This is a genomic window from Frigoribacterium sp. VKM Ac-2530 (genome assembly GCF_015350835.1).
Classification (GTDB): Bacteria; Actinomycetota; Actinomycetes; order Actinomycetales; family Microbacteriaceae; genus Frigoribacterium.
In genome coordinates this window covers 920824-945290 of sequence record NZ_JADKSE010000002.1, presented here as the reverse complement: position 1 = coordinate 945290, position 24467 = coordinate 920824, and the positions used below count along the sequence as shown (strand labels likewise).

General features: G+C 75.0%; 25 protein-coding genes. 9 read left to right on the top strand and 16 right to left on the bottom strand.

Going from position 1 to position 24467, the window contains the following annotated elements; translation table 11 throughout:
* Window positions 1–19: 19 nt before the first annotated feature.
* Window positions 20–577 (top strand): NUDIX hydrolase family protein, encoded by a 558-nt coding sequence (locus ITJ48_RS13415; protein ID WP_146902586.1) that lies wholly within the window; start codon window positions 20–22, stop codon window positions 575–577.
* A 185-nt stretch (window positions 578–762) separates the two neighbouring features.
* Window positions 763–1686 carry a hypothetical protein gene (locus ITJ48_RS13410; RefSeq protein WP_194614026.1) on the top strand — a complete coding sequence of 308 codons (924 nt, stop codon included), beginning with the start codon at window positions 763–765 and terminating at the stop codon, window positions 1684–1686.
* A gap of 183 nt (window positions 1687–1869) precedes the next feature.
* Here ITJ48_RS13410 and ITJ48_RS13405 read toward each other — a convergent pair whose 3' ends face one another.
* The 4 genes from ITJ48_RS13405 to ITJ48_RS13390 form a co-directional block, all read right to left on the bottom strand.
* Entirely contained in the window at window positions 1870–3696 is a 1827-nt protein-coding gene (locus ITJ48_RS13405; RefSeq protein ID WP_194614025.1) for a DEAD/DEAH box helicase, read from the bottom strand.
* A 389-nt stretch (window positions 3697–4085) separates the two neighbouring features.
* The gene (locus tag ITJ48_RS13400) at window positions 4086–4484 is read right to left on the bottom strand and encodes a hypothetical protein (RefSeq protein ID WP_194614024.1); all 399 of its coding nucleotides are present in this window, start codon (window positions 4482–4484) and stop codon (window positions 4086–4088) included.
* Between the two features lie 53 nt (window positions 4485–4537).
* Window positions 4538–5164: a DUF1684 domain-containing protein gene (locus ITJ48_RS13395; protein ID WP_194614487.1), complete on the bottom strand. Its 627-nt coding sequence runs from the start codon at window positions 5162–5164 to the stop codon at window positions 4538–4540.
* A 160-nt stretch (window positions 5165–5324) separates the two neighbouring features.
* Window positions 5325–5816, bottom strand: coding sequence for a hypothetical protein (locus ITJ48_RS13390; RefSeq protein ID WP_194614023.1), 492 nt, complete (start codon window positions 5814–5816; stop codon window positions 5325–5327).
* Between the two features lie 325 nt (window positions 5817–6141).
* Here ITJ48_RS13390 and ITJ48_RS13385 point away from each other — a divergent pair, with 325 nt between their 5' ends.
* Together ITJ48_RS13385 and ITJ48_RS13380 are read left to right on the top strand one after the other, a co-directional pair.
* On the top strand, window positions 6142–6912 hold the full coding sequence (locus ITJ48_RS13385) for a hypothetical protein (RefSeq protein WP_194614022.1): 771 nt from the start codon (window positions 6142–6144) through the stop codon (window positions 6910–6912).
* A 51-nt stretch (window positions 6913–6963) separates the two neighbouring features.
* Entirely contained in the window at window positions 6964–7269 is a 306-nt protein-coding gene (locus ITJ48_RS13380; protein WP_123547613.1) for a DUF427 domain-containing protein, read from the top strand.
* Window positions 7270–7459: 190 nt separating this feature from the next.
* Here ITJ48_RS13380 and ITJ48_RS13375 read toward each other — a convergent pair whose 3' ends face one another.
* From ITJ48_RS13375 to ITJ48_RS13360, 4 genes are all read right to left on the bottom strand, one after another.
* Window positions 7460–8104 carry a CGNR zinc finger domain-containing protein gene (locus ITJ48_RS13375; RefSeq protein WP_194614021.1) on the bottom strand — a complete coding sequence of 215 codons (645 nt, stop codon included), beginning with the start codon at window positions 8102–8104 and terminating at the stop codon, window positions 7460–7462.
* A 341-nt stretch (window positions 8105–8445) separates the two neighbouring features.
* Window positions 8446–8901, bottom strand: a complete 456-nt coding sequence (locus ITJ48_RS13370; RefSeq protein WP_123547615.1) for a SprT-like domain-containing protein — start codon at window positions 8899–8901, stop codon at window positions 8446–8448.
* A gap of 204 nt (window positions 8902–9105) precedes the next feature.
* Window positions 9106–10338, bottom strand: coding sequence for a tetratricopeptide repeat protein (locus tag ITJ48_RS13365; RefSeq protein WP_194614020.1), 1233 nt, complete (start codon window positions 10336–10338; stop codon window positions 9106–9108).
* A gap of 250 nt (window positions 10339–10588) precedes the next feature.
* Window positions 10589–11845 carry a sorbosone dehydrogenase family protein gene (locus tag ITJ48_RS13360; RefSeq protein ID WP_194614019.1) on the bottom strand — a complete coding sequence of 419 codons (1257 nt, stop codon included), beginning with the start codon at window positions 11843–11845 and terminating at the stop codon, window positions 10589–10591.
* A gap of 191 nt (window positions 11846–12036) precedes the next feature.
* On the opposite strand from ITJ48_RS13360, the gene ITJ48_RS13355 reads away from it, so the two are divergent.
* The 5 genes from ITJ48_RS13355 to ITJ48_RS13335 are packed head-to-tail and all read left to right on the top strand — an operon-like array spanning window position 12037 to window position 15152.
* A complete protein-coding gene (locus ITJ48_RS13355) occupies window positions 12037–12360 on the top strand; it encodes a DUF6507 family protein (RefSeq protein WP_194614018.1) in 324 nt (107 codons plus the stop codon).
* Window positions 12357–13577 carry a hypothetical protein gene (locus ITJ48_RS13350; RefSeq protein WP_194614017.1) on the top strand — a complete coding sequence of 407 codons (1221 nt, stop codon included), beginning with the start codon at window positions 12357–12359 and terminating at the stop codon, window positions 13575–13577. The genes ITJ48_RS13355 and ITJ48_RS13350 overlap by 4 nt, the downstream gene beginning before the upstream one ends.
* On the top strand, window positions 13574–13876 hold the full coding sequence (locus ITJ48_RS13345) for a hypothetical protein (RefSeq protein WP_194614016.1): 303 nt from the start codon (window positions 13574–13576) through the stop codon (window positions 13874–13876). Before ITJ48_RS13350 ends, ITJ48_RS13345 begins: the two co-directional genes overlap by 4 nt.
* A complete protein-coding gene (locus tag ITJ48_RS13340; protein ID WP_194614015.1) occupies window positions 13873–14328 on the top strand; it encodes a hypothetical protein in 456 nt (151 codons plus the stop codon). The genes ITJ48_RS13345 and ITJ48_RS13340 overlap by 4 nt, the downstream gene beginning before the upstream one ends.
* Window positions 14328–15152 (top strand): hypothetical protein, encoded by an 825-nt coding sequence (locus ITJ48_RS13335; RefSeq protein ID WP_194614014.1) that lies wholly within the window; start codon window positions 14328–14330, stop codon window positions 15150–15152. Before ITJ48_RS13340 ends, ITJ48_RS13335 begins: the two co-directional genes overlap by 1 nt.
* Before the next feature lie 127 nt (window positions 15153–15279).
* Here ITJ48_RS13335 and fliW read toward each other — a convergent pair whose 3' ends face one another.
* The 8 genes from fliW to ITJ48_RS16750 form a co-directional block, all read right to left on the bottom strand.
* Window positions 15280–15672 carry a flagellar assembly protein FliW gene (fliW, locus tag ITJ48_RS13330; RefSeq protein WP_194614013.1) on the bottom strand — a complete coding sequence of 131 codons (393 nt, stop codon included), beginning with the start codon at window positions 15670–15672 and terminating at the stop codon, window positions 15280–15282.
* Entirely contained in the window at window positions 15669–16538 is an 870-nt protein-coding gene (locus ITJ48_RS13325; protein ID WP_370544925.1) for a flagellin, read from the bottom strand. The genes fliW and ITJ48_RS13325 overlap by 4 nt, the downstream gene beginning before the upstream one ends.
* A gap of 17 nt (window positions 16539–16555) precedes the next feature.
* Complete coding sequence (flgK, locus tag ITJ48_RS13320) at window positions 16556–17971, bottom strand: flagellar hook-associated protein FlgK (RefSeq protein ID WP_194614012.1); 1416 nt, start codon at window positions 17969–17971, stop codon at window positions 16556–16558.
* Window positions 17971–18513 (bottom strand): flagellar protein FlgN, encoded by a 543-nt coding sequence (locus ITJ48_RS13315; protein ID WP_194614011.1) that lies wholly within the window; start codon window positions 18511–18513, stop codon window positions 17971–17973. Before ITJ48_RS13315 ends, flgK begins: the two co-directional genes overlap by 1 nt.
* A 360-nt stretch (window positions 18514–18873) precedes the next feature.
* Entirely contained in the window at window positions 18874–20046 is a 1173-nt protein-coding gene (locus ITJ48_RS13310; protein ID WP_370544924.1) for a sensor histidine kinase, read from the bottom strand.
* Window positions 20043–20693 carry a response regulator transcription factor gene (locus ITJ48_RS16755; protein ID WP_194614010.1) on the bottom strand — a complete coding sequence of 217 codons (651 nt, stop codon included), beginning with the start codon at window positions 20691–20693 and terminating at the stop codon, window positions 20043–20045. Before ITJ48_RS16755 ends, ITJ48_RS13310 begins: the two co-directional genes overlap by 4 nt.
* A gap of 105 nt (window positions 20694–20798) precedes the next feature.
* A complete protein-coding gene (locus ITJ48_RS13300) occupies window positions 20799–22235 on the bottom strand; it encodes an esterase family protein (RefSeq protein WP_194614009.1) in 1437 nt (478 codons plus the stop codon).
* Window positions 22232–24391 (bottom strand): bifunctional lysylphosphatidylglycerol flippase/synthetase MprF, encoded by a 2160-nt coding sequence (locus ITJ48_RS16750; protein WP_370544923.1) that lies wholly within the window; start codon window positions 24389–24391, stop codon window positions 22232–22234. Before ITJ48_RS16750 ends, ITJ48_RS13300 begins: the two co-directional genes overlap by 4 nt.
* Window positions 24392–24467 lie beyond the last annotated feature (76 nt).

Below are 24467 nucleotides of genomic sequence, written 5' to 3'. Positions count from 1 at the left end.
GGCCTAGTAGACAGGGGCCATGAGCTCCGTCCAGACCCCCGACCCCACGCCCGGCGACCCCAACCCGGGCTGGCTGTCCGAGGAGGAGCTGTACACGATCCGGCAGCGCATGCCGATCCTCTACGTCGAGGCGGTGCCGGTGCGGACCGACGGCATGGGCGTCGTGACCGAGGTCGGGGTGCTGCTGCGCGCCTCCGAGGAGGGGTCGATCTCGCGGATGCTCGTCTCGGGGCGCGTCATGTACGGCGAGAGCCTGCGGACGGCGCTGTTCCGCCACCTCGAGAAGGACCTCGGGCCGATGGCGTTCCCGCAGCTGCCGCCGTCGCCGGTGCCGTTCCAGGTCGCCGAGTACTTCCCGCTGCCGGGGTCGTCGGTCTACACGGACGCCCGGCAGCACGCCGTGTCGCTCGCGTACGTCGTGCCCGTCACCGGCACCTGCGACCCCCGCCAGGACGCGCTCGAGCTCACCTGGCTGACGCCGCACCAGGCCGCGTCGGACGACGTCGCCGGCGAGATGGAGGGCGGGCGCGGAGCGCTGCTGCGGAGCGCGCTCGCCTCGGTCGGCGCGCTGCACTAGCGCGGCTTGCCGCGCTGCGCGGCGCTGGCGCGCTGCGCCGCCGCACCCCCGAACGTGCAACACACCCCGAATTCGAGGGTGTGTTGCACGTTCGGGGGTGCCCGGTGCAGGCTGCGGCGCTGAGTTGTCCACAGGCCAGGAGGCACGGGTGGCGTCACCGAGGACGCGTAGGTCATCCTCGGTCCGTGTGCGACACATCACTCGAGCTCATCCACAGGTCCGATGTCGTCCTGGACGGCGGTGACGCCACGTCCCTCGGCCGGGACGTCCGACGCGGCATGCTCGTCCGCCTCGCCGCGGGGGTGTTCGTCCGTGAGGCCACGTGGAGCGGCGCGTGCAGCCGACATCGGCACATGGCTCTGGCCCGTGCGGTGGTCTCACGCCTCGGCCCGTCCGCCGTCCTCTCGCACGGCTCCGCCCTCGCGGTGCACGGCTTCCCGGTGCTCGGGGACCGGCCGTCGCGGGTCCACGTCCTCGCGCCCCGGAGGACGACAGCGAAGGTGAGTTCGCTCGTCCATCAGCACGCGGCCGCGGCTTCGCCGCTCGTCGTCGAGGTCGTCGCGGGTCTCCGCGTCGTGCCCGCCGCGAGAGCGGCCGTGGACGTGGCGCGCGTGGGCGAGCTGCGTGCTGGTGTCGTCCCTCTGGACCACGGTCTGCACGTCGGTGCGTTCGACCGGGCGGAGCTCGAGGCAGTTCTGGCCGCGATCCCCCGAGTCCCGGGCAGCCGACGGGCCGCGGCCGCCGTCGCCTTCGCCGACGGCCGGTCGGAGTCGCCGGGCGAGTCGATCAGCAGGGTGGCGGTGCACACGGCGGGGCTGGCCGCACCCGTGCTGCAGCAGCGTTTCCCGGAGCACGGGCCGACGATCGGAGTGGTCGACTTCTGGTGGCCCGAGTTCGGCGTCGTCGGCGAGTTCGACGGGGAGGTCAAGTACCGCGACCGGGACATGCGCGGGGGGCGAAGCCCGGAACAGGTCGTCGTCGACGAGAAGAACCGGGAGGACGCGCTGCGTGCTCTGCCGGAGGTGCGCACGGTCGTCCGCTGGACCTGGTCGGACGCGCTCAGGGCTGAGCCGCTCGTGCGTGCCCTCGTCCGCGCCGGCGTGCGCTGACCCTGCCACGAGGGAGGTGCCGAATCTCCACGCACCCCCGACCGTGCATCACACCCCCGGATTCAGGGGTGTGATGCGTCGTCGGGGGTGTGAGGCGGGCGCGCGGGGGCGGGCGCAGCACGACGCCCCCGGGCGGCGCGGGGGCGCCGCCCGGGGGCGTGGGTGCAGGTGGTGCCGTGGGGCCTAGCGGCCGCCGCGCTGGCCGCCGCCGCTGCGGGGCTTGCCGCCGACGAGTCCGCCGACCTTGAGGCCGCCGGGGCGACCGCCGTCCGAGGAGGCGCGACGCGAGCCGCCGCCGGAGCGACCGCCCGTCGAACGCTCGCCCTGCGATGCCGCGAAGTCGGCCTGGTCGTTGCGCACGGCGTTCGTGCGGCTCTGGCCGCCGTCGCTCTGGGCGCGGCGTCCGGGCTGGCGGGTGCCGCGAGCCTCGGAGTCGCCGCCGTCGCGCACCGGCGACACTGCGCCGCGGCCCGACTCGGTCGAGTAGAACGTCGAGGCGCCGCCGCGGGGAGCAGCGTCGCGCGAGCGACCGCCGTCACGTCCGCCACGGGCCGCTCCGTCACGACCGCCCGAGCGGGCGGGCCCGCCGTCGCGACCCGCGCCTCCTGCACGCCCGCCGCCCGCGGCGGGACGACCCGAGCGGTCGGCACGAGCGATCGGGGCGCCGGTGCTGTCCTGGCGGGCGGCGCGCTTGCGCTGGGCGTTGGCGCCCTGCGAGCGACCGCCTCCGCCGTTGCCGCCCTGCTGCTGCTGGACGGCCGACTTCGGCAGGGGCTTCACGTACGCGGCGACCTCGCCGACGAGCGCCGCGACCTCGGGGGAGGAGGTCGTGACGGCCGTGGTGGTCGGCTTGATGTCGGCCTTCTTCATCAGCTGGGCGACGTCGCGCTTCTGGCTGGGGATGACGAGGGTGACGACGTCGCCCTCGGCTCCGGCGCGGGCGGTGCGGCCCGAGCGGTGCAGGTACGCCTTGTGCTCGGTGGGCGGGTCGACGTGGATCACGAGCTCGATGTCGTCGACGTGCACGCCGCGGGCGGCGACGTCGGTGGCGACGAGCACGCGGGCCGAGCCGTCCTGGAACGCGGCGAGGTTGCGGTCACGCTGCGGCTGCGACAGGTTGCCGTGCAGGTCGACCGAGGGGATGCCGGCCTCGGTCAGCTTCTTGGCGAGCTTCTTGGCGTGGTGCTTGGTGCGCATGAAGAGGATGCGGCGGCCCTTGCCCGAGGCGAGCTTCTGCACGAGGGCGTTCTTGCTGTCGAGGTCGGGCGTCTCGAAGACGTGGTGGGTCATCGCGGCGACGGGCGAGTTCGCCTCGTCGACCGAGTGCAGCACCTCGTTGTGGAGGAACTGCTTGACCAGCTTGTCCACGCCGTTGTCGAGGGTCGCGCTGAAGAGCAGGCGCTGGCCGTCGTTCGGGGTGGCCTTCATGATGCGGGTGACGCCGGGCAGGAAGCCCAGGTCGGCCATGTGGTCGGCCTCGTCGAGCACGGTGATCTCGACGGCGTCGAGCTTGATGAAGCCCTGCTTCATCAGGTCCTCGAGGCGGCCGGGGCAGGCGATGACGATGTCGACGCCCGACTTGAGGGCCTGGACCTGGCGGTTCTGCGAGACGCCGCCGAAGATCGTGGTGGTGTTCATGCCGTACGCGGCCGCCATCGGCGCGAGGACGGCGTCGATCTGCGTGGCGAGCTCGCGGGTCGGGGCGAGCACGAGGCCGAGCGGACGGCCCGGGCGGCGCTTGCCGCCGGCGAGCTTGCCGCCGAGGCGAGCGGCCATCGGGATCGAGAAGGCGAGGGTCTTGCCCGAGCCGGTCTTGCCGCGGCCGAGGACGTCGCGTCCACCGAGGGTGTCGGGGAGCGTGTCCACCTGGATCGGGAACGCGTTCTCCTTGCCGTCCTTCGCGAGGGCGGAGACGATCGGGGCGGGGACCCCGAGGGAGGCGAACGAGACGGCGGGCGCGTCGGTCGCGTCGGCGGCCGGGACGACGGGGGAGTCGGTGGTGAGTGACATGCGTGCCTTTCAGGGGCAGGTGTCGAGCCGGGCCGAGGCTGCGGGCCACGCGTCCTGGTCGCCTGGACACGGTGGTCGTGGGCGTTCCGGAGAACGGCGGTGCAGAGCCGGTGAGCGGCTGTCGTAGCCGGGCTCGAGGTGTGGCGACGGTGCAGGTGTGCACGATCGTTTCGCCGCAGAGTGAGCTTCGCGCGCCTGCTGGGTGCCTGGGTGTGTGCCAGGGCGAGAGGCGAGGAGGGGCGTGCTACGACGCAGGGAGCCGGTCAGGCCGACTCGCAAGTGATCCCAGCGTAGCGGCACTCGTCGCAGAACGCGAGGAGGTGCGGGCCGGGCACGCGAGGAGGCGTGGGCCGGCAGGCAGGAGGCACGGGCCGGGCAGGCGGGTCGCCCTAGGAGAAGAGGCCGCTGATCGCCTTGCCGAGGGCGGACCGGCGTCGCTGCCAGCCGTGCACCTCGAGGGTCTGCTTGACCGGGCCGACCACCTTCGCCGAGTTGAACGACCAGGTGCCGCTCACGGTGCCGCCGCTCCGCTCCGTCTTGATCTCCGACCGCTTGTACTCGTGCGTCTCTGGCAGGAGGGTGATGCGGAGCTTGTAGTCCATGCGGCTGTGGCCGAGGGCGCCCTGGGCGTCGCGGTAGACCCAGGTCGCGACGACGCGGCCGCTCTCGACCGCGACGGTGAAGGGGTGGGCGTCGTCACGGCCGAGCGCGAGGAGCGCCTCCGTCACGGCCTCCGGGGACGAGGGGGCGGCGGCAGATGGCTGCTCAGGAGGCGTCGTCGCGGTCATGCGGCCACGCTAGCCGACAGGTCGGTCTGCGCGTCTGGCCCGCCTCAGCTCGATCAGTGCGCCCCGGAGTACCGCTCGCCGACGGGGATCTCGACGGCGACGCGGTTGCCGGGCTGCGCGAGCGGGCAGGCCCACGCGGGGTCGTAGGCGCAGCTCGGGTTGTAGGCGAAGTTGAAGTCGAGCACGATCGTGCCCGGCTCCGAGCCGGGCCCGAGGTCCGCGCCCTTGACGGAGTCGATCAGGTACCGACCGCCTCCGTAGGTGCCGCCCGGCTTGCCGCCGAGCGCGTCCCCGACCGGCACGAACAGGCCGCCCCCGTACGAGCGCAGCCGCCAGACGTCGAGCGAGCCGACGCCCGGCACCTCGACGCGGCCGACCCGGTCGAAGGGCACGTCGCCGTCGGTGCCCGTCTCGACGACCATGCGGTGCGGCTCCGCGGGCAGGATGGGCACCTCGAAGCGCCAGGCGGCGTCGTACGGCTTCGTCGGCAGGCCCGTGAAGTGCGGCCTGTCCTCGGGCAGCAGCGGCGTGACCGGGTTCGTCGTGAAGAGCTCGTCGCGGGTGCGCCGCCACAGGTCGTGCGCCGCCTCGAGGTCGGTCGCCTCGCGCACCTGCCGGTACAGCCCGTGGATCGTCCGGCGCCACGCGGCCAGCGCGAGGCCCGAGTCGGTGTCGGGCACGAGCGGCGCGGCAGCGCCGGCGTCGCCTGCGGCGGTGGGGGACGAGGAGGTGGGGGTCGGGTCGGTCACGCGGGCGACGGTAGTCGGGACGCCTCCTCGGGGACCGGGAAGGCGCCTCCTCGTCCTGACCGCACGTCGCCCCGCGTCGGTCCGGACGCGCTCAGCCCGCGTGCCGCGGGTGGGCCTCGGGTGCGCGCCAGCCCGGCGCGAGGGCGCGCATCCGGAGCGCGCGCCACTGCCAGACGAGCCAAAGTCCGGGCCAGAGCGCGACGCCGATCGGCCCGGCGTGGAACACCAGGCGGTCGCGCAGCAGGGTCTCGTCCTGGCCGAGCGGCGACACGGCCATGCGGTGGTCGATGCGCATCCGCGAGAACTGGCCGGCGGTGCCCTTCCCGGTGTCGCGCTGGATCCAGGCGCCGTCACGGTCGTGCCAGTCGAGGTCGACGTGCGTGTCGCCGAGGGGCAGCAGGCCCAGGATGTGCGCGGTCACGGGGTGCGCCTCCTCGGTCCAGCGGTCGGGGAAGCCCTCGGGCGCGAGCGAGCGGTAGCGCACCAGCGGCTTCGTCACGGCGACCATGACGGCGGGGTCGCGCAGGGCGTCGGCCGCGGCGTCGACGGGACAGGCGAGTCGGATCTTGAGCTGCACGTGCATGCGGACGAGTCTGCTCCCGTGGGCTGGGCGGCGGGCGCGGCGGGCCTGCTCGGCTCTCCTCTCTCCTCTCCTCACCTCATTCAGGAACTTCGCTCCTGAGTCGCGCACCGGGGGGACTCGCTGTCCTGGGTCGTGCACGGTTCAGGAGGCGCGGGTCGCGATCTCCTGAATCGTGAAAGGCCCGAGGCCCGAGGCCCGAGGCCTGAGGCCGAGGCCGAGACCCGAAACCCGAGGCGCGAGGTGCGGAGGCGCCGCGGTGCGGAGGTGCGGCGTAACGCAGCGCAACCCGCCGAGCCGAGGAGGCGGCGCGACCTACCCTGAGGAGGTGACGATCCCGCAGACGACACCGCAGCACACGGCCGCGCAGCAGCAGCCCGCACCGCAGCAGCAGCCCGCACCTCAGCAGTCCGCCCCGCACCAGCAGAAGTACCAGGTCCGCCTCGACCAGGGCGTGGCCGGGGCTGCCCGCATCGCGTCCGGGGCGCACGTGGTGGTCGTGGTCGACGTCCTCGACGGGCACGGTCTGCTCTCGACGGCCGACGTCCTCGCCGCGGTCGCCGCCGTCTCGGACGCCGGGGCGCTCGTGCTGCACGCGACCGCCGCCTCCTCGGCCGACGTCGCCCGCCTAGTGCTCGACCGCCAGGCCGAGCGGGGCGACCGCGCGGTCGTGGCCGTGGTAGCCGCGGGAGCGCTCGACGACGACGGGTTCCGGTCCGCCGTCGAGGACGTCCTCGCCGCGGGGGCCGTCGTCGACGCGCTCGCCGCCTCCGGCATCGACTTCTCGTCGCCCGAGGCCGCCGTCGCGTGTGCCGCCGCCGTCTCGCTGCGGGGGGCGCAGTCCCACCTGCTGACCGCCTCCTCGTCCGCTGCCGAGCTCGCGGCGACCGGACGCGAGGAGGCGCTGGTCGCGGCCCGCACACCGGCCGCGGTCGCGACGGTGCACCGCGCCCCTCTCGTGGCGGAGGCGCCTGACCGGCCCGGCAGCGCCCGCGCCGGCGGCGGTGCTCCGCACGGGGGCGGCCCGCACGGGGGCGGCCCGCACGGGGACGGCTCGCGCGGGGACGGCTCGCACGGGGAACAGAGCGAGCCGGCGTAGCGTTCTGGTCAGCACGAGGGCCGACCGAGCCCCCGACCAGAGGAGTGGACGATGAAGGCAGTTCTGAGCGACGGCACCGTGGTCGCCGAGGCACCGAAGGACGAGCTGATCTCGATCGAGGGCAACTGGTACTTCCCGCCCGCGAGCGTGAACGACGAGCTCTTCGAGAAGAGCCCCACGCAGTACCACTGCCCGTGGAAGGGCGACACCCAGTACTTCAGCGTGAAGGACGGCGAGACGCTGCTGCAGGACCGCGCGTGGAGCTACCCCACGCCCATCCCCGCGTCGTTCGACCGTGTCGGCAAGGACTACACCGGCTACGTCGCGTTCTGGAAGGACGTGCAGGTCGTCGAGTAGGCGCACCTGTCGCCTCGCACCCCCGGACGAGCACCGCACCCCCGATTTCGAGGGTGCGGTGCTCGTTCGGGGGTGCCGTGTGCAGGCGGGCTGCGGGCTCACCCGGTGCGTTCGGCGTGACGCTGCGGGTCACCGCTGAGCCGATCCGGGTTCGCAGGCTCACCCGGTGCGTTCGGCGTGACGCTGCGCGTCACCGTCCAGCCGAACGCGCCCGATGCGCACGGACCTTCGCGCGGTTGCCGCAGCGCTGCATCGAGCACCAGCGGCGGCTGCGGGCCCGCGACTCGTCACGGTAGACGAGACCGCACAGCGGGTTCGCACAGCGCCGGAGGCGCGACTCGTCCCCGCCGCCGAACCCCACCTCGTCGAAGAGCCGCACCCCGTCGCGGGCGACCGAGGCCAGCGCCTGACCCAGCCGCAGCCGCCCCGCACCCGCTTGACGGCGTCCGCCGGCGAGTGCGGGCGGCACGTCGGGCGTCGCGGCGAACAGGTTGAGCATGTCGACGTCGCCGGGGTCGGGCGAGGCTCCGTCGACCGCGGCGACGGCCAGCCGCGCCGTCGCGTCGCGCAGGCCGCGGGCGTCCGCGAGCTCGCGGTCGGAGGCTCCGCCGCCGATGCCGGGGAACCGCTCGGCGAGCCAGTCGTCGAGGTCGGCGGGCAGCAGGAGGCCGTCCCAGGGCGACGAGCCGTCGGTCGGCTGCGCGAGACCCGACTCAGGGCCGAGGCGCGAGCCCGCTCGGAACCCGCCGAGGTACGCGAAGTCGAGCGCGAGCGCCCCGGAGTCGAAGAACCAGAGCGTGCCGGTGTCGGAGCGGAGCCACTGCCCAGTCGTCATCTGACCACCGTAGCCGGTTACGCGGCTGGGCCCGCGCCTCCTGAGCTGTCTGGTCGGCAAATGCCGACCGGGTGAGCGCGACACGCCACGTGTCGGGACGTATCCCGGGCGTGTCGCACCTCTGCGGTCGGCATTTGCGGCCCCGACGGGGCAGGGGCAGCGGCAGCGGCAGCAAAGCGAGAGAGATCTGGCAGATGACGTCCCACGGGGCTGTCTCCTAGGTCGCCGACGGTCAGATCCCCCTCGAACTTGAGAGGGATCTACCCGAGCGCCGAGCGCCGAGCGCCGAGCGCTGAGCGCTGGGTGCCGGGTGCGAGGGAGGGCCCCCGCGGCTCAGAGCCTCAGACCGCGCGCTTGGTCCAGGTGATGAGGTGCGCGGGGTCGTACCGGCGCGAGCAGCGACCGCAGGCGAGGGGCCGCTTCGGCTCCCGGTAGCGGAAGTGCTCGTGCCCCGCGGCGCAGACGCCGACCCACGGGGCCAGCTCGGAGGCGATCGCCCCGTCGTGCAGCCGGCCGCCGACGTAGCCGAGCTCGGTGGCGACGCTCTTCCAGCGCGGACCGTGGCCCGCTCGCGACCCGGCGACGGCGTGCGCGACCTCGTGCAGCAGCACCTGGTGGATCTCGTCGTCCTCGTACCTGCCCGCGAGGTGCCGGGAGACGGTGATCCGCTTCTTGCCGTAGTCGCAGAGCCCGGCACGCGTCTTGGCCGCGTCGAAGCCGAAGCTCCACACGGCTGGGTCGAGGTGCAGGGCGATCAGGGCGTCGGCCCAGCGCCGCACGCGGTCGAGGTCGGCCACGGTCAGCGCCTCCCCGTGGCAGGCGCGGACGTGGCGCCGCTGCGGAGGAACGCGATGACGACGAGGCGACGCGATGTCCCGCGTCGTTTCGTCGCTTCCGCGGAGGTCCGCGCCGAGACGGACCGCGCCGAGACAGGCCGCGCTGACGATCGCGGCACGGTCCGGGGCGTCACGAGGAGGTGCGGTGCAGCATCGACGCGCAGGTCAGCGCGACGGGAACGGCCAGGTGGTCGGCTCGTCGTCGCGCGGCAGCCCGTCGACGACCCCGGTGACGCCGGTGGCGCCGCGCCGGGGCTCGCCGTCGTCGTCGACCGCGGGTGCGTCGACGACGACGGCACGCTCGCCCTCGCGGTCGCGGTGCCCGGCGGCGTTCGCCGCGAGGCTCGAGATCTTGCCCCAGAGGCTGGTGTCGGCACGGGTCGACGGCTTGTCGAGCACGGGCTCCGACGGGGCGACGGGCGCCGAGGAGGCGGCGGGCGCGTCACCGGGATCGATCCGCATCGCGGCGGCGAGGGCAGGCTCGATCGGCGCCGGGGCCTGCGCGGCCGGCGCGTCAGCCGCGTCGGACTCGGACGCCGCGGGAGCAGCCGGGGCGGGCGCGGTCGAGGCGGCGGGAGCCGGGACGTCCGTGGTCTCCGGGGACTGTCGCGCGCCTCCTTCGCCCTGGTCGCCGTGCCCGGCGGCCGCGGTCGCGGACGACCCGTCCCCGACGCGGGGCAGGCCCGAGGGGTTCGTGTCGCCCTCCTCCGGCGGGGAGGCGACGGCCGCGTGGGCCCCCGTCGCGGCCCGGCCTATCGGCGTGATCGACCCGGTCTCGCGGGCGTGCGCGGGACCCTCGTGCGCGGCGCGCATCAGCCCCTCGATCACGGTGCGGAGCGCGTCGAGCCGGTCGCGGGCGGCGCCGGCCTGCTCGTAGGCCGTCAGCGCGGCGGTGAGGACCTCGTCGCTCTCGTCGTAGCGGCCCAGGTCGAAGAGCGTGTAGCCCTCGAGCTCGGCGGCGGTCGCCTCGAGCACGCGCCATTCCTCGGTGGAGGCGGTGATGCGGCTGGTGTGCAGGTCGCCGAGCGCGCGCTCGAGCTTGCCCTGCTCGCGCAGGACGTGCGCACGACGGATGCGGGCCGCCGTGGAGTCGGCTCGGTCGCCGGTGAAGTGGGCGAGGCGGAACGCCTCCTCGGCGATGGCCAGGGCCTCGTCGAGGCGCCCCAGGGTGCGCAGCAGGTCGGCGCGCTCGCCCAGGGCGGAGGTGCTGCGGCTCTGGCCGAGGGCCGCGAGACGGGCCTCGGCGGTGCGCACGTCGACGGCGACGCGGAGGCTGATCGGCTCGACGCCGGGGACCGGACGGGAGGTGCGGCCCGAGGGCACGTCGGAGCCCGGCGGCACGCTGCGGGGGCGGGTGCTGCCGGTCGCGGATCCGGGGTTCGAGTCGTGCTGGCTCATCGAGTACGAGGGTAACCGCAGGGTGGTCGTTCGGGCCGTCCGGCGCGCGCTCGGCACGGGTCCTCTCGGATTCGGGGCTGCTCCTCTCAAATTTGAGAGAGATCCGCTAGGCGGAGTCCGGGGGAGCCGGGCGGCACGACGCGGGCGAGCAGGATCTGTCTCACTTTGCGGCTGCGGCCTCGGACGCGGCTGCGACTGACCGACCAGTCCGCAGGAGGTGCGGCGCGGCCGAGCAGGATGCCCGCGCCGCTCAGCCGACCGGCTGAAGCGGCACGCTGACGATGCGGTCGTCGCCCTGGCGGGCGTCGCCGCGGCCGTCGGTGTTGTTCGTCAGCAGCCAGAGAGTGCCGTCGGGCCCCGGCAGCACGTCGCGGATGCGCCCGAGCGAGTCGCCGCCGGAGAACCGCTCGGTCGAGGTCGCCTCGCCGGCCTCGGGCACCTGGATCTCGAAGAGCACCTCGCCGCCGAGCCCCGCCATGAACAGGGTCGAGCCGACCGCCGTCAGACCGCTCGGGCTCGCCTGGTCGGTGCGCCACTGCAGCACGGGGTCGAGGAACTCGCCGGCCGCGCCCGACACCGAGCCGGACGATCCGGACGTCCCCGCTGAGCTCCGCCCCTCGACCTCGGGCCAGCCGTAGTTGGCGCCCGGGGCGAGGGAGTTCAGCTCGTCCCAGGTGTCCTGGCCGAACTCGGCGGCCCAGCCGCCGCCCCACGCGTCCCACGCGATGCCCTGCGGGTTGCGGTGGCCGAGGCTCCAGACGGGCGACCCGGGCATCGGGTTGTCGCTCGGCACGGCTCCGGTCGGCGACATCCTCAGCACCTTGCCGCCCAGCGACGTCTCGTCCTGCGAGGCGGTGTCGTCGGAGGCGTCGCCGGTGGTCGCCCAGAGCATGCCGTCGGGCCCGAAGGCGAGACGGCCGCCGTCGTGGTTGCGGGCGGCGGGGATCCCGGTGAAGACGTCCTCGACGGGACCGAGCCCGTAAGCGCCGGGCTCGCCCGTGATCGGCGCCCGCACGATGCGGTTGTCGTCGGCGGTCGTCAGGTAGGCGTAGAGGTACGAGGGCGACCCCGCGAGCACGGCGAGGCCGAGCAGGCCCGACTCGCCCTCGTGCACGACCCCGTCGAGGGTCGCGACGTCGCGGAGCGTCCCGTCGCCGGTCAGCTCGACGACGCGGCCGCTGTCGCGGAGGCTGATCAGGGACGACCCGGTGTCGAGCCGCACGACCGACCAGGGGGCCTCGAGGCCGGTGACCACGTCGGTCGGCTCGGCCCCGTCGGCGACGCTGACCGCCGCGGTGTCCGTCGTCGGCGCGACCGGACCGGGGCCCGGCGTCGTCTCCACGGGTGCGGCGGCGTCGCTCGCCGAGCGGGACGACGTGCCCGTGGAGGCCCCGTCGCCCCCGGTGCAGCCCGCCACCAGCAGGGCGAGGGAGGTCGTCACGGCGGCGGCGGCGACCACGGCGCGCGTGCGCCGGGCGGGCCGGGGTCGGGGCCGGTCTCGTGTCATGTGGTGCGCCTCCTCGTGCCTCAATCAGACACGAGGAGGAGCGGGCCGGGCGACGCGTGCGGCGCATCGTTGCACGACCGTGACGAGTCCGTCACCCGACCGTGACGAACGTGCGGGCGGCGGTGGCGTCGCGGAGACAGTTCGGTACACTGGGCCGTCGTTCAGGTGCAGGACTCACGGGGGAGCGGGACATGCCCATAGACGGTTGGCGGATCGACCCTGCGACGGCGCGTGCCGCCGTGGCCGGGGCACGGACGGAGGCAGAGGGGTTCGGGCAGCTCGAGGTCGGCCTCGTGGGGGCGCTGCAGTCGGCGTCGACGGCGACGTCCGGCAAGGCACCGTCCACGACGTCGTCGCTCGAGCGCATCCTCACGGACCCGTTCGAGCTCGACCTGGCCGCGGTCGCGCAGCGCCTGTCCGCGGCGGTCGAGGCGACGGAGGCGGCGATCGCGGCGTACGAGGCGGGCGACGCCGAGATGGGCACCCGCAGCGACGGGGCGGTCGAGCCGCGATGACCGCCTTCGAGGAGCTGCGCGAGCTGCCCGACCCCGGCACCCTGCAGGCGGCCGCGACGTCGCTCACGACCTTCGGCTCGGACGTCGTGTCGGCCGTCGACGCCGCGAGCCGCTCGTGGGCAGGCCTCGGCGGAGGCGACGTCTACGAGACCCCCGAGCGCGAGACGGTCCTGCAGGCGATGCAGGAGCCCGCGACGATCGCGGCGATGATCGAGCAGAACGCCGGCACGGCCGCCGCGGCGCTCGACGCCTACGCGGGCGACCTGCAGCGGCTCGCCACCCGCAGGGCGGCCCTCGTCGAGGACGTCGCGGCGCACGCGGCGACGCCCGCCCCCGTCGAGGACCCCGACGACCCGGCCGGGCACGACGCCGACGTCCGCGCCGCCGAGGCCGCCACGGACGACCTCGCCGAGCGCGTGCGCCGGTTCAACGTCGACGCCGACGCCGCCGACCAGGACTGCGCCGACGCGCTGAACGTGCTCGACAAGTACTCCGACACGGTCGTCGCGCGGTTCCTGGAGCTCACGGCCGGCAACGGCCCCTCGGGCACCGCCTTCGGTGTCGCCACGAACCTCAGCGAGGAGGCGCTGGCTCGCTGGCGTCGCATCTACGTCGTCCCCGCCGAGGCCGTGCCCGTCCAGCTCACCGTTCCCCTGCCGGACGGCTTCGAGAACGGGAGGCCGTTCTGGCGGGTGCCGGGCTCGTCGCTCCTGTCGACCGTCCCGCCTGCCCCCGCGCCGTTCGAGGTCGGCCCTGGGGTGCGGCCGCACAACCTGGGCGTGCTCGACCCGTCCGTGTCGAGGGGGGCGCTCCCCGAGGTCGCCCGCATCGGGGGCAAGGCCCTCGGTGCCCTGGGCATCGTGCTGACCCTGGGGTCCACCTGGCACGAGGAGTGGACGGCCGATCAGCGCGACCACCCCGAGTGGACGACCTCCGAGCGGGTCGAGAGCGCCGTCACGTCGACCGTGATCGAGGGCGGGACGACGGTGGCCGCCAGCGCGGGCGGGGCCTGGGCCGGCGCGGCCGTCGGCGCGACCATCGGCACGTTCTTCTTCCCCGGGGTCGGGACGCTGATCGGCGGTGTCGCCGGCGGCATCCTGGGCGGCATCGGGGGCGGCCTGGCCGGCGACTCGATCGGGGACGTGCTCTCAGGGTGGTACGAAGGGAGCGCGGCGGAAGAAGCCGTGCACGGCGTGTGGAAGGACCTCTTCGGATGATCATCGCGACCCTGGTGGGGATAGCGTTCGTCGTGCTCGGCCTCTCGGCACAGCTCGGCGTGTGGCGCTCCTGGACCCGGCGGCTGTCCCCCGGCTCGGTGCTCGCGTGGTGGTACCTGGGGGTCGCGGTCGTCGCTGCCGTCCTCTTCGGCGTGACTGCCGACTCCGTCGTCCCCCTGGCGCTCGCCTGCTTGGCCGTCGCCGTGCTGGGCGGCGCTCTCTTCGTCGGCCTGCTCATGTTCGGCGTCCCGCGGTTCCTGCTGCCTCGCTGGTACCGCGCGAGCCGGGGCCTCTCGTGAGCGAGTCGCGCGTGGTCGCCACGCCCGACGTGCTCGTGCCCGTGCCCGACGGCTGGGTCGTGGTCGACGACGCGCCCGAGGCGGTCGTCCTGGCGTGGCCGGAACGTCCCGACGACAGCTTCCGACCGAACGTCGTGATCACCCGCCGCCCCTCCGACGAGCCCGTGCCCGCCGCGTCGGCGGACGTGGTCGCGGCCGCGCTCGGCCTGCAGCGCGACGCCCAGGTCCTGGCCGTCGAGCCGCTCCACGACAGCGCCGTGCCGGGCCGCCTGGTCACGTACGGCTACGACTCCGACTCCGCGTGGGTGTGCGTGCAGCAGTGGGTGTTCGCCACGGGCGCGACGCACGTGCACGTGACCGCGAGCTGCTCGATCGACGAGATGCTGCTCGTCCACCCGCACTTCTCCGAGCTCGTCCGCGGGCTCGACTTCTCGCCGGGAGGCGCCCCGTGATGCCCCAGCTCGACGTCGCCGCCTCCGCGAAGGTCGGCCAGGATCTCGAGTCGCTCGAGCGGGTGCCGCTGCACCAGCCACGACCGACGTCGGGGTGGTCGGTCAGCGACGAGGCGTTGCAGCACCTCTGGTCGATCCGCGACCGCGGCCTCGTGGCCAAGGCCAAGCGGACGTCCGAGGCCGGGCGTGAGCTCAGGGCGGCGGGGCTCACCACCGCCCTCGGCGCCCTGACCGCCGACGGGGCCACGGTCGCCCGGTGCATCGGCGCCCCCGTCGCCACCTTCGGCGTCGAGGCCCGTCACGCGGGACGCACGAGCACCTGGGGCTACTGGGCCGATCGCGAGACCGGGGTCGTGCAGGCGAGGGCGTCCGTGGCCGAGCTGCTCGAGGTCGCGACCGCGGCCGGGCCGGCGCAGGACGGGCCGGTGCGCCTGGAACTGCTGCCGCTCGACCGTGCCGTGGGGCGCCTCCTCGCCTGGACCGGGCTGTCACCTGCCTGGGCCGTCGCCGAGGACGAGCCGCTCATCCTGCCGGCCGACGTGCTCGACGACCGGATCGACCGCCCCGGGCCGCGGTCCGAGCCGTCGCCGGTCGACGACTGGGCGATGCGCCGCCTCTGGGACCGGCCGGCCTGGACGCAGATCTCGGGCTGGTCCGCCACGACGGGCAACGGCTTCCGGGTCGTGACCGCGGGCGACGCCGGCGCGTTCCGACGTCAGCCGGTCGTCGACCGCCCCGACCTCGTGCAGCTGTTCCCCGTGCCGACCGGCACCGTGCTGCAGGACGTCGTTGCGATGTTCACCGAGCGCCGCGTCGACGTCTGACCGGCAGACACCCCGGAGTGGACGATGCACCCCGGAACGACGGGGTGTCTCGTCCACTCCGGGGTGCGTCGTGTGCGGCCGGCGGTTGGCGGCGGCAGCCGGCGACGGCGACGGAGACGGCGACGGCTCAGGCGCGGGCGGCGAGCTCCGCGCGGAGCGGCCAGTCCTGGCCCTCGAGGATGAGCTGCGCGGCCCGGCCGGTGCGCGTGTTCACGACGACCGGCGCGAGCAGGTTCACCGTCATGCCGCTGGCCGCGGGGGTCGCGACGACGAGCAGCAGCGCCTCCGCGGCGTCGTGCAGGTCGAGCCCGGTGGTCTGCTCGTCGGTCAGCACCGGCGAGTAGTCGGGCAGATGCACGGCGGCGTCGAGCACGTAGAGCCGCACCTCGGACGACGTGTCCGTCGCCCGCAGCGCGAACAGCCCGGTCGCGCCCTCGACCTCGTCGAGGACGAAGTCGACCAGCGGCTCGAGCCCGAAGGGAGGCGCGACGAACGCCACGGGGGCGGTCACGGCGCTCATCGGAGGAAGTCCATCAGCGAGACCTGGAGCACCTTCGCGGTGACCTGCAGGGCGGCCTGGTACGAGTTGTTCTGCAGCTGCAGGTCGAGCACGGCCTGGCCGAGGTCGAGGTCCTCGAGCCCGGCGCGCTGTGCCTCCAGCGTGACCTTCGTGTCCATCAGGGTGTCCTCGGCTCTCAGCAGCTGGGCGTGTCGCGCGCCCATGTCGGACTGCACGCTGCGCAGGCCGGACACACGGGCGTCGACGGTGGTCAGGTGGGACGCGACGTCGCCTCCGGTGCGGAGGCTGGTCGCGATGTCGTCGATCAGGGCGAAGACGGAGGAGGCGCCCGTGCCGAACGCGGCGGAGCCGTCCGAGTCGACCGCGACGGTCGTCTCCGGACCGATGCGGCGGGTGACGCTGGAGCCGGCGGTGCCGGTCCAGCTGTAGTCGGCGCGGAAGGCGACCCCGGCGTCCGAGGTGCCGGCGAAGACGCTGCGGCCGTTGATGCTCGTGTTGGCGACGCCCAGCAGGTCGGCCTTGAGGCCCTCCAGCTCGACGGCCACCGCCTCCTTCGCGTTCGGGGACAGCGAGCCGTTGGCGCCCTGCAGCGTCAGCTCTCGCACCTTGGCCATCAGCGAGTCGGCGGCGATCAGGGCGGAGTCGGTCGTGCTCAGCCACCCGTCGCCGTCGGCGACGTTGCGGGTGTGCTGGGCGTGGGCCGACTGCAGGCTCTTCACGCGCAGGGCCTCGGCCGTCGCGGTGGGGTCGTCGGAGGGGCGGCTGAGCTTGTCGAGGCTGGTCGCCCGCTCCTGCGCCTGCGCGAGGCGCACGGAGCCCGCCTGCAGGTGCTGCTGCGACTGCAGCGCCGTCATCTGGTTCGTCACGCGTGTCAGCATCGTCCCTACCTCCCGACCCGGCCCATGCCGTTGATCAGCGTGTCGAGCATCTCGTCGATGGCCGTCATCACGCGTGCGGCGCCCTGGTAGGCGTGCTGGTAGCTGAGCAGCGAGACGTTCTCCTCGTCGAGGCTCACGCCCGAGCCCGAGAGCTGCCGGTTCTTCGCCGACGAGGCGGCGAGGTCGGCGAGCGACGACTGCGCCATCTCGCTCTTGGCGGAGGCCCCGATGCCGGCGACGATCGACGACCAGGCGCGGTCGGGCGAGCCCGACCCGACGCCGATCTGGGCGATGCGCTGGGCGACGGAGCCGTCGAGGGCTCCCGCGCCGCCGCCGGACGCGATCGAGGAGGCGCCGGTCGGCACGACCGTGAGGCCGCGTGCCGCCGAGACGCCGGGCGCCAGGGCGAAGAACTGCCCGGCGGGCTGGCCGTCGGCGCGGACGCCGCCGGCGTGCACGGCGTTGACCTGCGTCGCGAGCTGCGTGGCGAGGGCGTCGTACGACGCGGCGGCCTCGGCGAGGGCGCCGCCCTGTCCGCCGGCCGCGGGGCCGAGCAGCGAGACGGCGCCGGCGAGGCTGCCGCCGTCCATGGCCACGGCGTCGCCGGGGCGGTGCGCCCACTCGACGGTCACGCCGGTCGAGGCGCTCATCGCGAACTCGCCCTTGACCACGACGCTGCGGGCGGTGGTGCCGCTGACGAGGGCGTTGCCGCCGATCAGGACGTCGACGGTGCCGTCGCCGGCGTCGCGGACGGTGCCGCCGGCGATCGAGGCGATCTGCTCGGTGAGGCGGGCGCGGGCGTCGATCAGCTCGTTGGCGCTGGTGCCGTCCTGCACGGCCGAGCGGATGCGGCCGTTGAGGTCGGCGACCTGGCGGGCGGCGTCGTTGAGCTGGACGCCGAGGGTCTGGGCGGTGCCGCGGGTGGCGCTCCACTGGTCGTCGACGGCCTGGTGGCCGGAGGCGATGCTCGCCGCGAGCGTCTTGGCCTGGCCGAGCAGCACCGAGGCGGGCCCGGTCAGGTCGGGGTGGCTGCCGACGTCGCTCCACGAGTTCCAGAAGGCGCCGAGCTGGGCGGTGATGCCCGTGCTGCGCGGCTCGCCGAGGCCCTGCTCGAGGGAGGACAGCGCGTCCGCGCGCACCGACTGGTAGCCGGCGGCGGCCGCGGCGCTGCGCACCTGGCCGTCGACGACGGCGTTGCCGAGGCGGGCGATCGCGTCGACCGCGACGCCCTGCCCGGGCACGACGCCCGCGCTGAAGCGGCCCATCCGGGCCGGGGCCTCGACCGAGCTCTGGCCGACGCGCTGGCGCGTGTAGCCCTCGGTGTTGACGTTGGCGATGTTCTGGCCGGTCACGTCGATGCCGGTGCGGGCGGCGACGAGGCCGGTGTAGGCGGTGTGCAGGCTGCCGAAGGTGCTGACCATCACAGCCGCCCGTCGAAGAGCTGGCCGCCGGAGACCGGGCTGCCGGAGGCGGCGCCCGCGCCGGCACGACCGGCGCGCGACGCCGAGGCGCCCCCGACCGAGCCGCTGGCGTCGTAGATGCTGCCGGCGGCCGCGTCGGCCGCCGTGGCCATGGTCTCCTGCGTCGCCCGGGCGGCGGCGCGGAGGAACCGCTCGTTCTCGTCGCGCAGCTGCGCGATGCGGGCGGTGAGGTCGGTCATCGACCTCAGGTGAGCCGTGAAGATCTCGCCCCAGGGGCCTGCGGGAGCCGCGGCGATGATCTCGCGGAGGGGCGCCTCCTCGTCCGTGCCCCACTCCTGGGCGACCGACGAGACCTCGACGGCGCGGGCCAGCCCGGCCTCGCGGAGGCGCTCGAGCACCTGCTCGACCTCGCGGGTCGCGTGCTCGATCCAGCGGGTGCGGCCGGCGGTGAGCAGCAGCTGCTCCTCCTCCAGCTTGAAGGTCAGCAGCTCCAGCAGCTCTCGCTCACGCCAGAGCAGCGCGGACAGCTCGTTCGCGCCCATGGGGCCTCCTCGGTCAGGGGGTCGTCGGGTGGTGCAGCGGAGCGGTGATGTCCTCTGCACGGGGGACTATCGGCGTCCCGCCGTCCGGCGTTAGGCGACGGCCGTCCGCCGCCCCTCCCCGTTCAGGAACATCTGTCCTGAGTCGCGCGGCGGGGGGACCGATCGTCCTGACTCGTGCACGATGCAGGAACCCGCGCGCGGAGGCTCCTGCACGATGCCACACGGTGTCGCCGAGTACCGGTCGGGCTCGCGCGCACCCGCGATCCCCGCGCAGACCCTCGTGCGCGAGCGCGGGTGCGCGCGGTTCCCGAGGGTGCGGCCGTCCGCGGGGGCGTCCGGCGGGAGCGTCCGGCGCCGGGGTCAGAGCGGGAACTGCAGCGTGAGACGGTGCGAGCCGTCGTCGCGGGTGACGCCCGAGACGGTCCCGCCGAGCAGCTCGGCGCGCTCGCCGAGGCCGGTCATGCCCAGGCGCGCGCTGGGCAGGTCGGGCAGCGGCTCGGTCGCCGGGCCCGCGTCGATGTGGAGCAGGACGGTGCCGGCCTCGACGCGGGCGCTGATCGCGACCCGGGCACCGGTCGCGTGCTTGCGGGCGTTCGTCAGCCCCTCCTGCACGGTCCGGTAGAGGGCCCGCTGCTGGGCGCTCGACAGGTCGTCGGGCAGGTCGAGGTCGAGGGTCGCGTCGATGCCGCTCTCGGCGACCAGCCGGGGGACGTCGACGACCGCGGGCTGCGGGGACGCGTCCCGGTCGTCTCCCCCGGAGGCGCGCAGCACCTCCACCATCGACCGCAGCTCGTCGAGGGTGGCGACGCTGAGCCGGCGGATCGTGCGGGCGGCCCCGCGGGTCTCGTCGTCGCGGGCGACCATCTGCAGCGCGCCGGCCTGCACCGCGATCAGGCTCACCTGGTGCGAGACCACGTCGTGCATCTCCCGGGCGAGGACGGCGCGCTCGCGCTCGAGGGCGTCGTGCGCGTCGCGCTCGCGCTCTCGGGCGGAGGAGGCGCGGAGGGCGCCGAGCTGGTCGGCCAGCGACCGGCGCGCGTGCAGGAACGCGCCGAGCAACGCCGGGACCGCCGTGTACAGGGCGGCGTCGACGACGTCCTCGGTGACGAAGTCCGGGAACTCCCAGGTGTCGACCGACACCAGGTGCACGAGCGCCGACACCACCACGGCGACGACGGTCGCGCGTCGCTGCGACGGCATCGTCCCGAGCGTGAAGAGGGCGACCATCACGGGCACGAACGCATCGGCCCACGCGAAGGCGGGGAGCGCCAGCAGCAGGCTGACCCAGGGCAGCCGACGCCGCACGAGCAGGCCCGCGCAGGCCACGGCGCCGAGCGCGACGCTGCCCGGGTCGGAGTCGACGAGCACGACGGACGAGCCGGCCGCGGCGCCCAGGGCGACGGCGACGTCGACGAGCGCCGACAGCCAGGGGCGGGCGGCGCGGGCGGTCGGATCGGCTGCCCCGCCGGCGACGCCCGCGCCCAGGCCCGCGCCCGCGCCCGCGCCCTCGACCTCGCTCTCGCTCTCGCTCACCTGCGGTCCACCAGCCCTGCCCGGTCGGCCACGATCGCGGCCTCCACCCGCGAGTGCACCCCGAGCGCGGCGACGATCGAGCTGACCGCCTCCTTGACGGTGCCGAGGGGGAGACCGCACTCGACGCCGATCTCGGCGTTCGACGAGCCGCGCGCCAGGGAGCGCAGCACGGCCGTCTCGCGGGCGGAGAGCCCCGCGACCCTCGCGGTCTGCGAGTCGTCGCCCGCGTCGCGGAACAACCGGCGGTGCCGCAGGCCGGGCGCGAGGACGACGCCGCCCGAGGCGAGCGTCAGCACGTGGCGGGCGAGCTGCTCGGGGTCGGTGTCCTTGAGCAGGAACCCCGACGCGCCCCGGTGCAGCGCCTCCAGTACCAGGTCGTCGGTGTCGAAGGTCGTGAGCATGGCGACGACCGGGGGGACGGGCAGGCCGGTCAAGGAGGCGAGGACGGCCAGGCCGTCGGGCGGCGGCATGCGCACGTCGAGCAGGACGACGTCGGGCGCGTGCTCGCGCACCGCCTCGACGGCCTCGGGGCTCGCCACGGCCGCCGCGACCGCGATGTCGGGGGAGGCGTCGAGCACCAGGGCGATCCCCGACCGGACGAGTCCCTCGTCGTCGACGACGACCACGGAGACGGGGCTGTCGGTCACGGTCGGGACCGCCTCTCGGTGTCGGTGTCGGTGTCGGTACGGGTGCGGGGGTGCGGGCGCTGCAGCTGCCCGGACGACACGAGGCTAGACCCGGCGCCGGTGCCGTCAGCCGAGCTGCGGCACCTGGGCCGTCGCGGCCAGGCCCATGCGCGGGTAGAGGTCGCCGATGCCGACGGCGAACCCGTTGGTCGCCGTCGTCCAGTCGTGCCCGGTGCCCGGCGACGTGTACCGGGTCACGGTCATGCCCGCCGCGGCGGCCGCGGCGGAGTTCGCCTGCTCGAACGCCGCGAAGGTCGGGTCGTCGGCCCCCACCGCGAAGAAGGCGGCGGTGTCGGCGTAGTGCCCGTGCGCGGTCATGATCGCCTGCGGCTGGGCGGCGTCGTAGGCCGCACGGTCGCCCGCGAAGCCCGCGTCGATCGTCTCCTCGGGCGAGCCGACCGACGGCCCGAGCTCGCCCGACACGTCGACGATCGAGCCGAACAGGTCGGGCCGCGCCGCCCCGAACTGGATCGAGCAGGTGCCGCCCTGCGAGAAGCCGCCGACCGTCCAGGCCCGGGGGCCGGAGGCCACGTGGAAGTGAGAGGACACGTACTGCACGACGTCGGAGGTGACGTACGTCGCGCTGTTCCCGAGGGCTCCGTCGACGCACATCGGGTTGTGGTCGTCGGCGCTGAGCTGGTCGGGCACGACGGCGATGGGCGCGAGGCCGTGGTTCGCGGCCGCGAAGGCGTCCAGGGTCGAGACGAGGTGGCCCGCCGTCACGACCGCCTCCGGGTTGGCCGGCTGGCCAGACATCATCACGACGACCGGGAGCGCGGGGGCGTCGGCGACGAGGGCGGCGGGCGGCAGGTAGACGATCGCGTCCCTGGCCGGGAACCCCGACTGCGTTCCGGGGATGTGCACCCTGCCCCACCGCCCCTTCGACGGCATGTCGGCGGGGGCCTTCCAGGTCGACCAGAGGGTCGGGTCGAACGCCGTGCTCGACGACGCGGACGCCTCTGCACCCGGCACCGCCCCGAGCGCCGGAGCGGTGTCCACGCCCAGGGCCGCCGCGAGGGTCGGGTACGCCCCCGCGTCGCGGTTCACGGCGAGCGCCCCCGCGAGCAGGAACACGACCACGCCCAGCACGGCCGTCACCCTGCGCAGGGCCGAGGTGCGCCAGAGGGCGACGACGGCCACGGCGACGGCGGCGAAGGAGGCGGTGATCCAGGCCGCGTCGACCGGCGTCGGCGGCACTCCGGCCACGTCGAGCACCACCCCGGCGAGCCACGTCGCCAGGGCCCCGGCGGCCGCGCCGACCAGCGCCGCAGCGACGATGCGCCGCCACCAGCGGCGGCGGCCGGCCCGCCGCGCTGCAGCCCCGGCCCCAGCTCCGGTCTGGGCCTCGCTCTCGTCCGCTCCGCGCGCGGCGCCGGCCCCCGGGGGCGTCGTCCCGCGTCGCGGCGGCCGCGCCACGAGCACGAGCAGCACGGCGGCGACTGCCCAGATGCCGGCGAGCAGCCAGGAGGAGGTCAGGGGCACGTTCGCGAGCAGGTCGGTCATCGGCCCGTCTCCTTCCTGCCGCGGGCGGCGGCCAGCGCGGCGACGACCTGGCGAGCCTGCAGCCCGGGCACGTAGGCGGCCGCCAGCGCGCGGCTGATAGGGGCCAGGTCTGCCGCGCTCGGGCAGGCCAGCCAGAGGGTCTCGTGTCGCGGGTCGAACTTGGCCTTGAACCGTGCGAGCGAGCTGAAGCCGTAGGACGGCTCGAGGACCCGGCCGGTGAGGGCCATCACGCGCGCGACGCCGCGGCTGACGAGGGTCGACGGCAGGTCCGGACGCGCCGGAGCGAGCGGCGTGCCCGACAGGCTCAGCGTCTCGAGCCCCTCCGTCCGGAACGTCTGGGCCGCGGTCGTGATGAGGAACTCGACGACGCCGGGCATCGGGTCGGCCCCTCGCCGCATGACGTCCAGGGTCCGGCCGACGAGGGCGCCCCCGCGCCGGACGGGCAGCCAGCTCGTCACCCCGTGCAGACGGCCGGTCCCGTCGACGGCGAGCAGCACGCGGACGTCGGGGTCGTCGAGCTCGGCCAGCCCTCCCAACGTGAAGCCCATCTCGGGCAAGGCCTTGGCGTCGACCCAGTCGTCGCTCAGCGACTCGACCTGCGCGCGGAGCCGGCCCGGCAGGGAGGCCCACGTGCCCCAGACGGCCTCGACGCCGTCGCGCGAGGCGCGGTTGACGGCAGTCCGCAGGTCCTGGCGCTTCTTGCCGGCGGTGGTGAACCCGGCCAGGTCGAGCACCGCCTCCTCGGCGACCGGCGTCACGTTCCAGCCCAGCTCGGCGAAGGTGCCGAGATGGCGCTCGTGGACGCTGTAGAACGCGGGCACGAGGGCCCGGGTCGAGCACCAGCGGGCGAAGCGGCGGATCGTCTCGGCCGCCTCCTCGGCACTGCTGACGGGGTCCGAGACCGTGAGCGCGACGCCGTGGGCGGCTCGGTAGGCGACCGAGCCGTCGCAGGAGGTGCGGTGCGCGCCCGACCGGACCGTCGCCTCCTCGTCGGACGCCTCCTCGTCGGCTGCGAACCAGTGGCTGTTGCCTGCCCAGGTGCCCATGTAGCCGAGCGAACCGGCGTCCGAGCGGGCGAGCTGCTCGAGCACGCGCTGGCGGTCGTCGGAGGCGCCGCTCCCGGTCGCGCGGCGGCCGAACGCCTGACGACGGGTGAGCAGCACGACGATGCTCGCCGCGGGGACCAGCCAGACGAGCAGCAGGGCGACCTGCCACTCGAGCTCGCCGGAGGGCACGCCGGTCCAGGTGAACCAGTCGTCGGCGAGGGGGATGACCGTGAAGTACCAGGCGAGCAGGCCGGTCATGAGCACGAGCGACGCGACGGCGAGGACGAGGCCGAGGCGCCGGCCCCGCAGCAGCAGGGCCACGGCGAGGACCAGCACGCCGATGGCCGCGATCGTCGCCGCAGGGTCGAGCAGGTCGGCGATCGGGGAGAGGACGCCGACCGCGTCCAGGCCGACGGCGGCGATCGCCCAGCCGAGGGCGACCGTGCCGAGCGTCGTGGCGGCGATGGTCCTGGCGCTGCGGGCGGTCTCGTCGTGCCAGGCCGAGCGGGTCGAGAGCGGGACGAGCCGGCGCCCGAGGGCGAGGCCCGCCAGGAGCGCCGCCGCCCTGGCGAGGTCGCCGCCGTGCCCCCCGAAGAGCAGCGCGGCGAGGACGACGGCGACGAGCGCCGCACGCACCCCCTGGCGGCGTGCGGGCGCCAGTCCCCGGCTGGCGGCGGCGACGACCACGACGAGCGTGACCGTCGGCGACCAGACGCGGTCGGTCTCCGCGAACTCCGAGAACTGCTCGCCGACGGCCTCGCCGAGCCGCAGCAGGAACACGGCGGGCACGACGGCCAGCACGGAGCCGAGCACGGCGACGGCGGCGGCACGGCGGACGCCGAGGCGCTGCTCGGCCCAGGCGACGCCCGCGACCGTGAGCGCGACGCCGACCACGCTGCCCGCCCAGTGCGCGTGGCCGTCGGAGAGGCCGCGGACCACGACCCAGGAGGCGCCCGCCGGCAGGGCGAGCAGGGCCAGCGGGTGCCACCGACGGAGGCGCGCGGCGGCGCCGGTGCCGACGGCTGCGGTGCCGGTGGTGCCGGCGCTGGTGCTCGTGCTGGCGCTCGTGCTCGTGCTCGTCGAGGGGGAGGTGGTCGCGTGCTCGCTCACGAGCCGAGTCTCGTCCCGCGAGCGCGCATCGTCGTCACCCCGGAGGAGGGTGTGCCCCGGCCGATCGGCTGCCGCC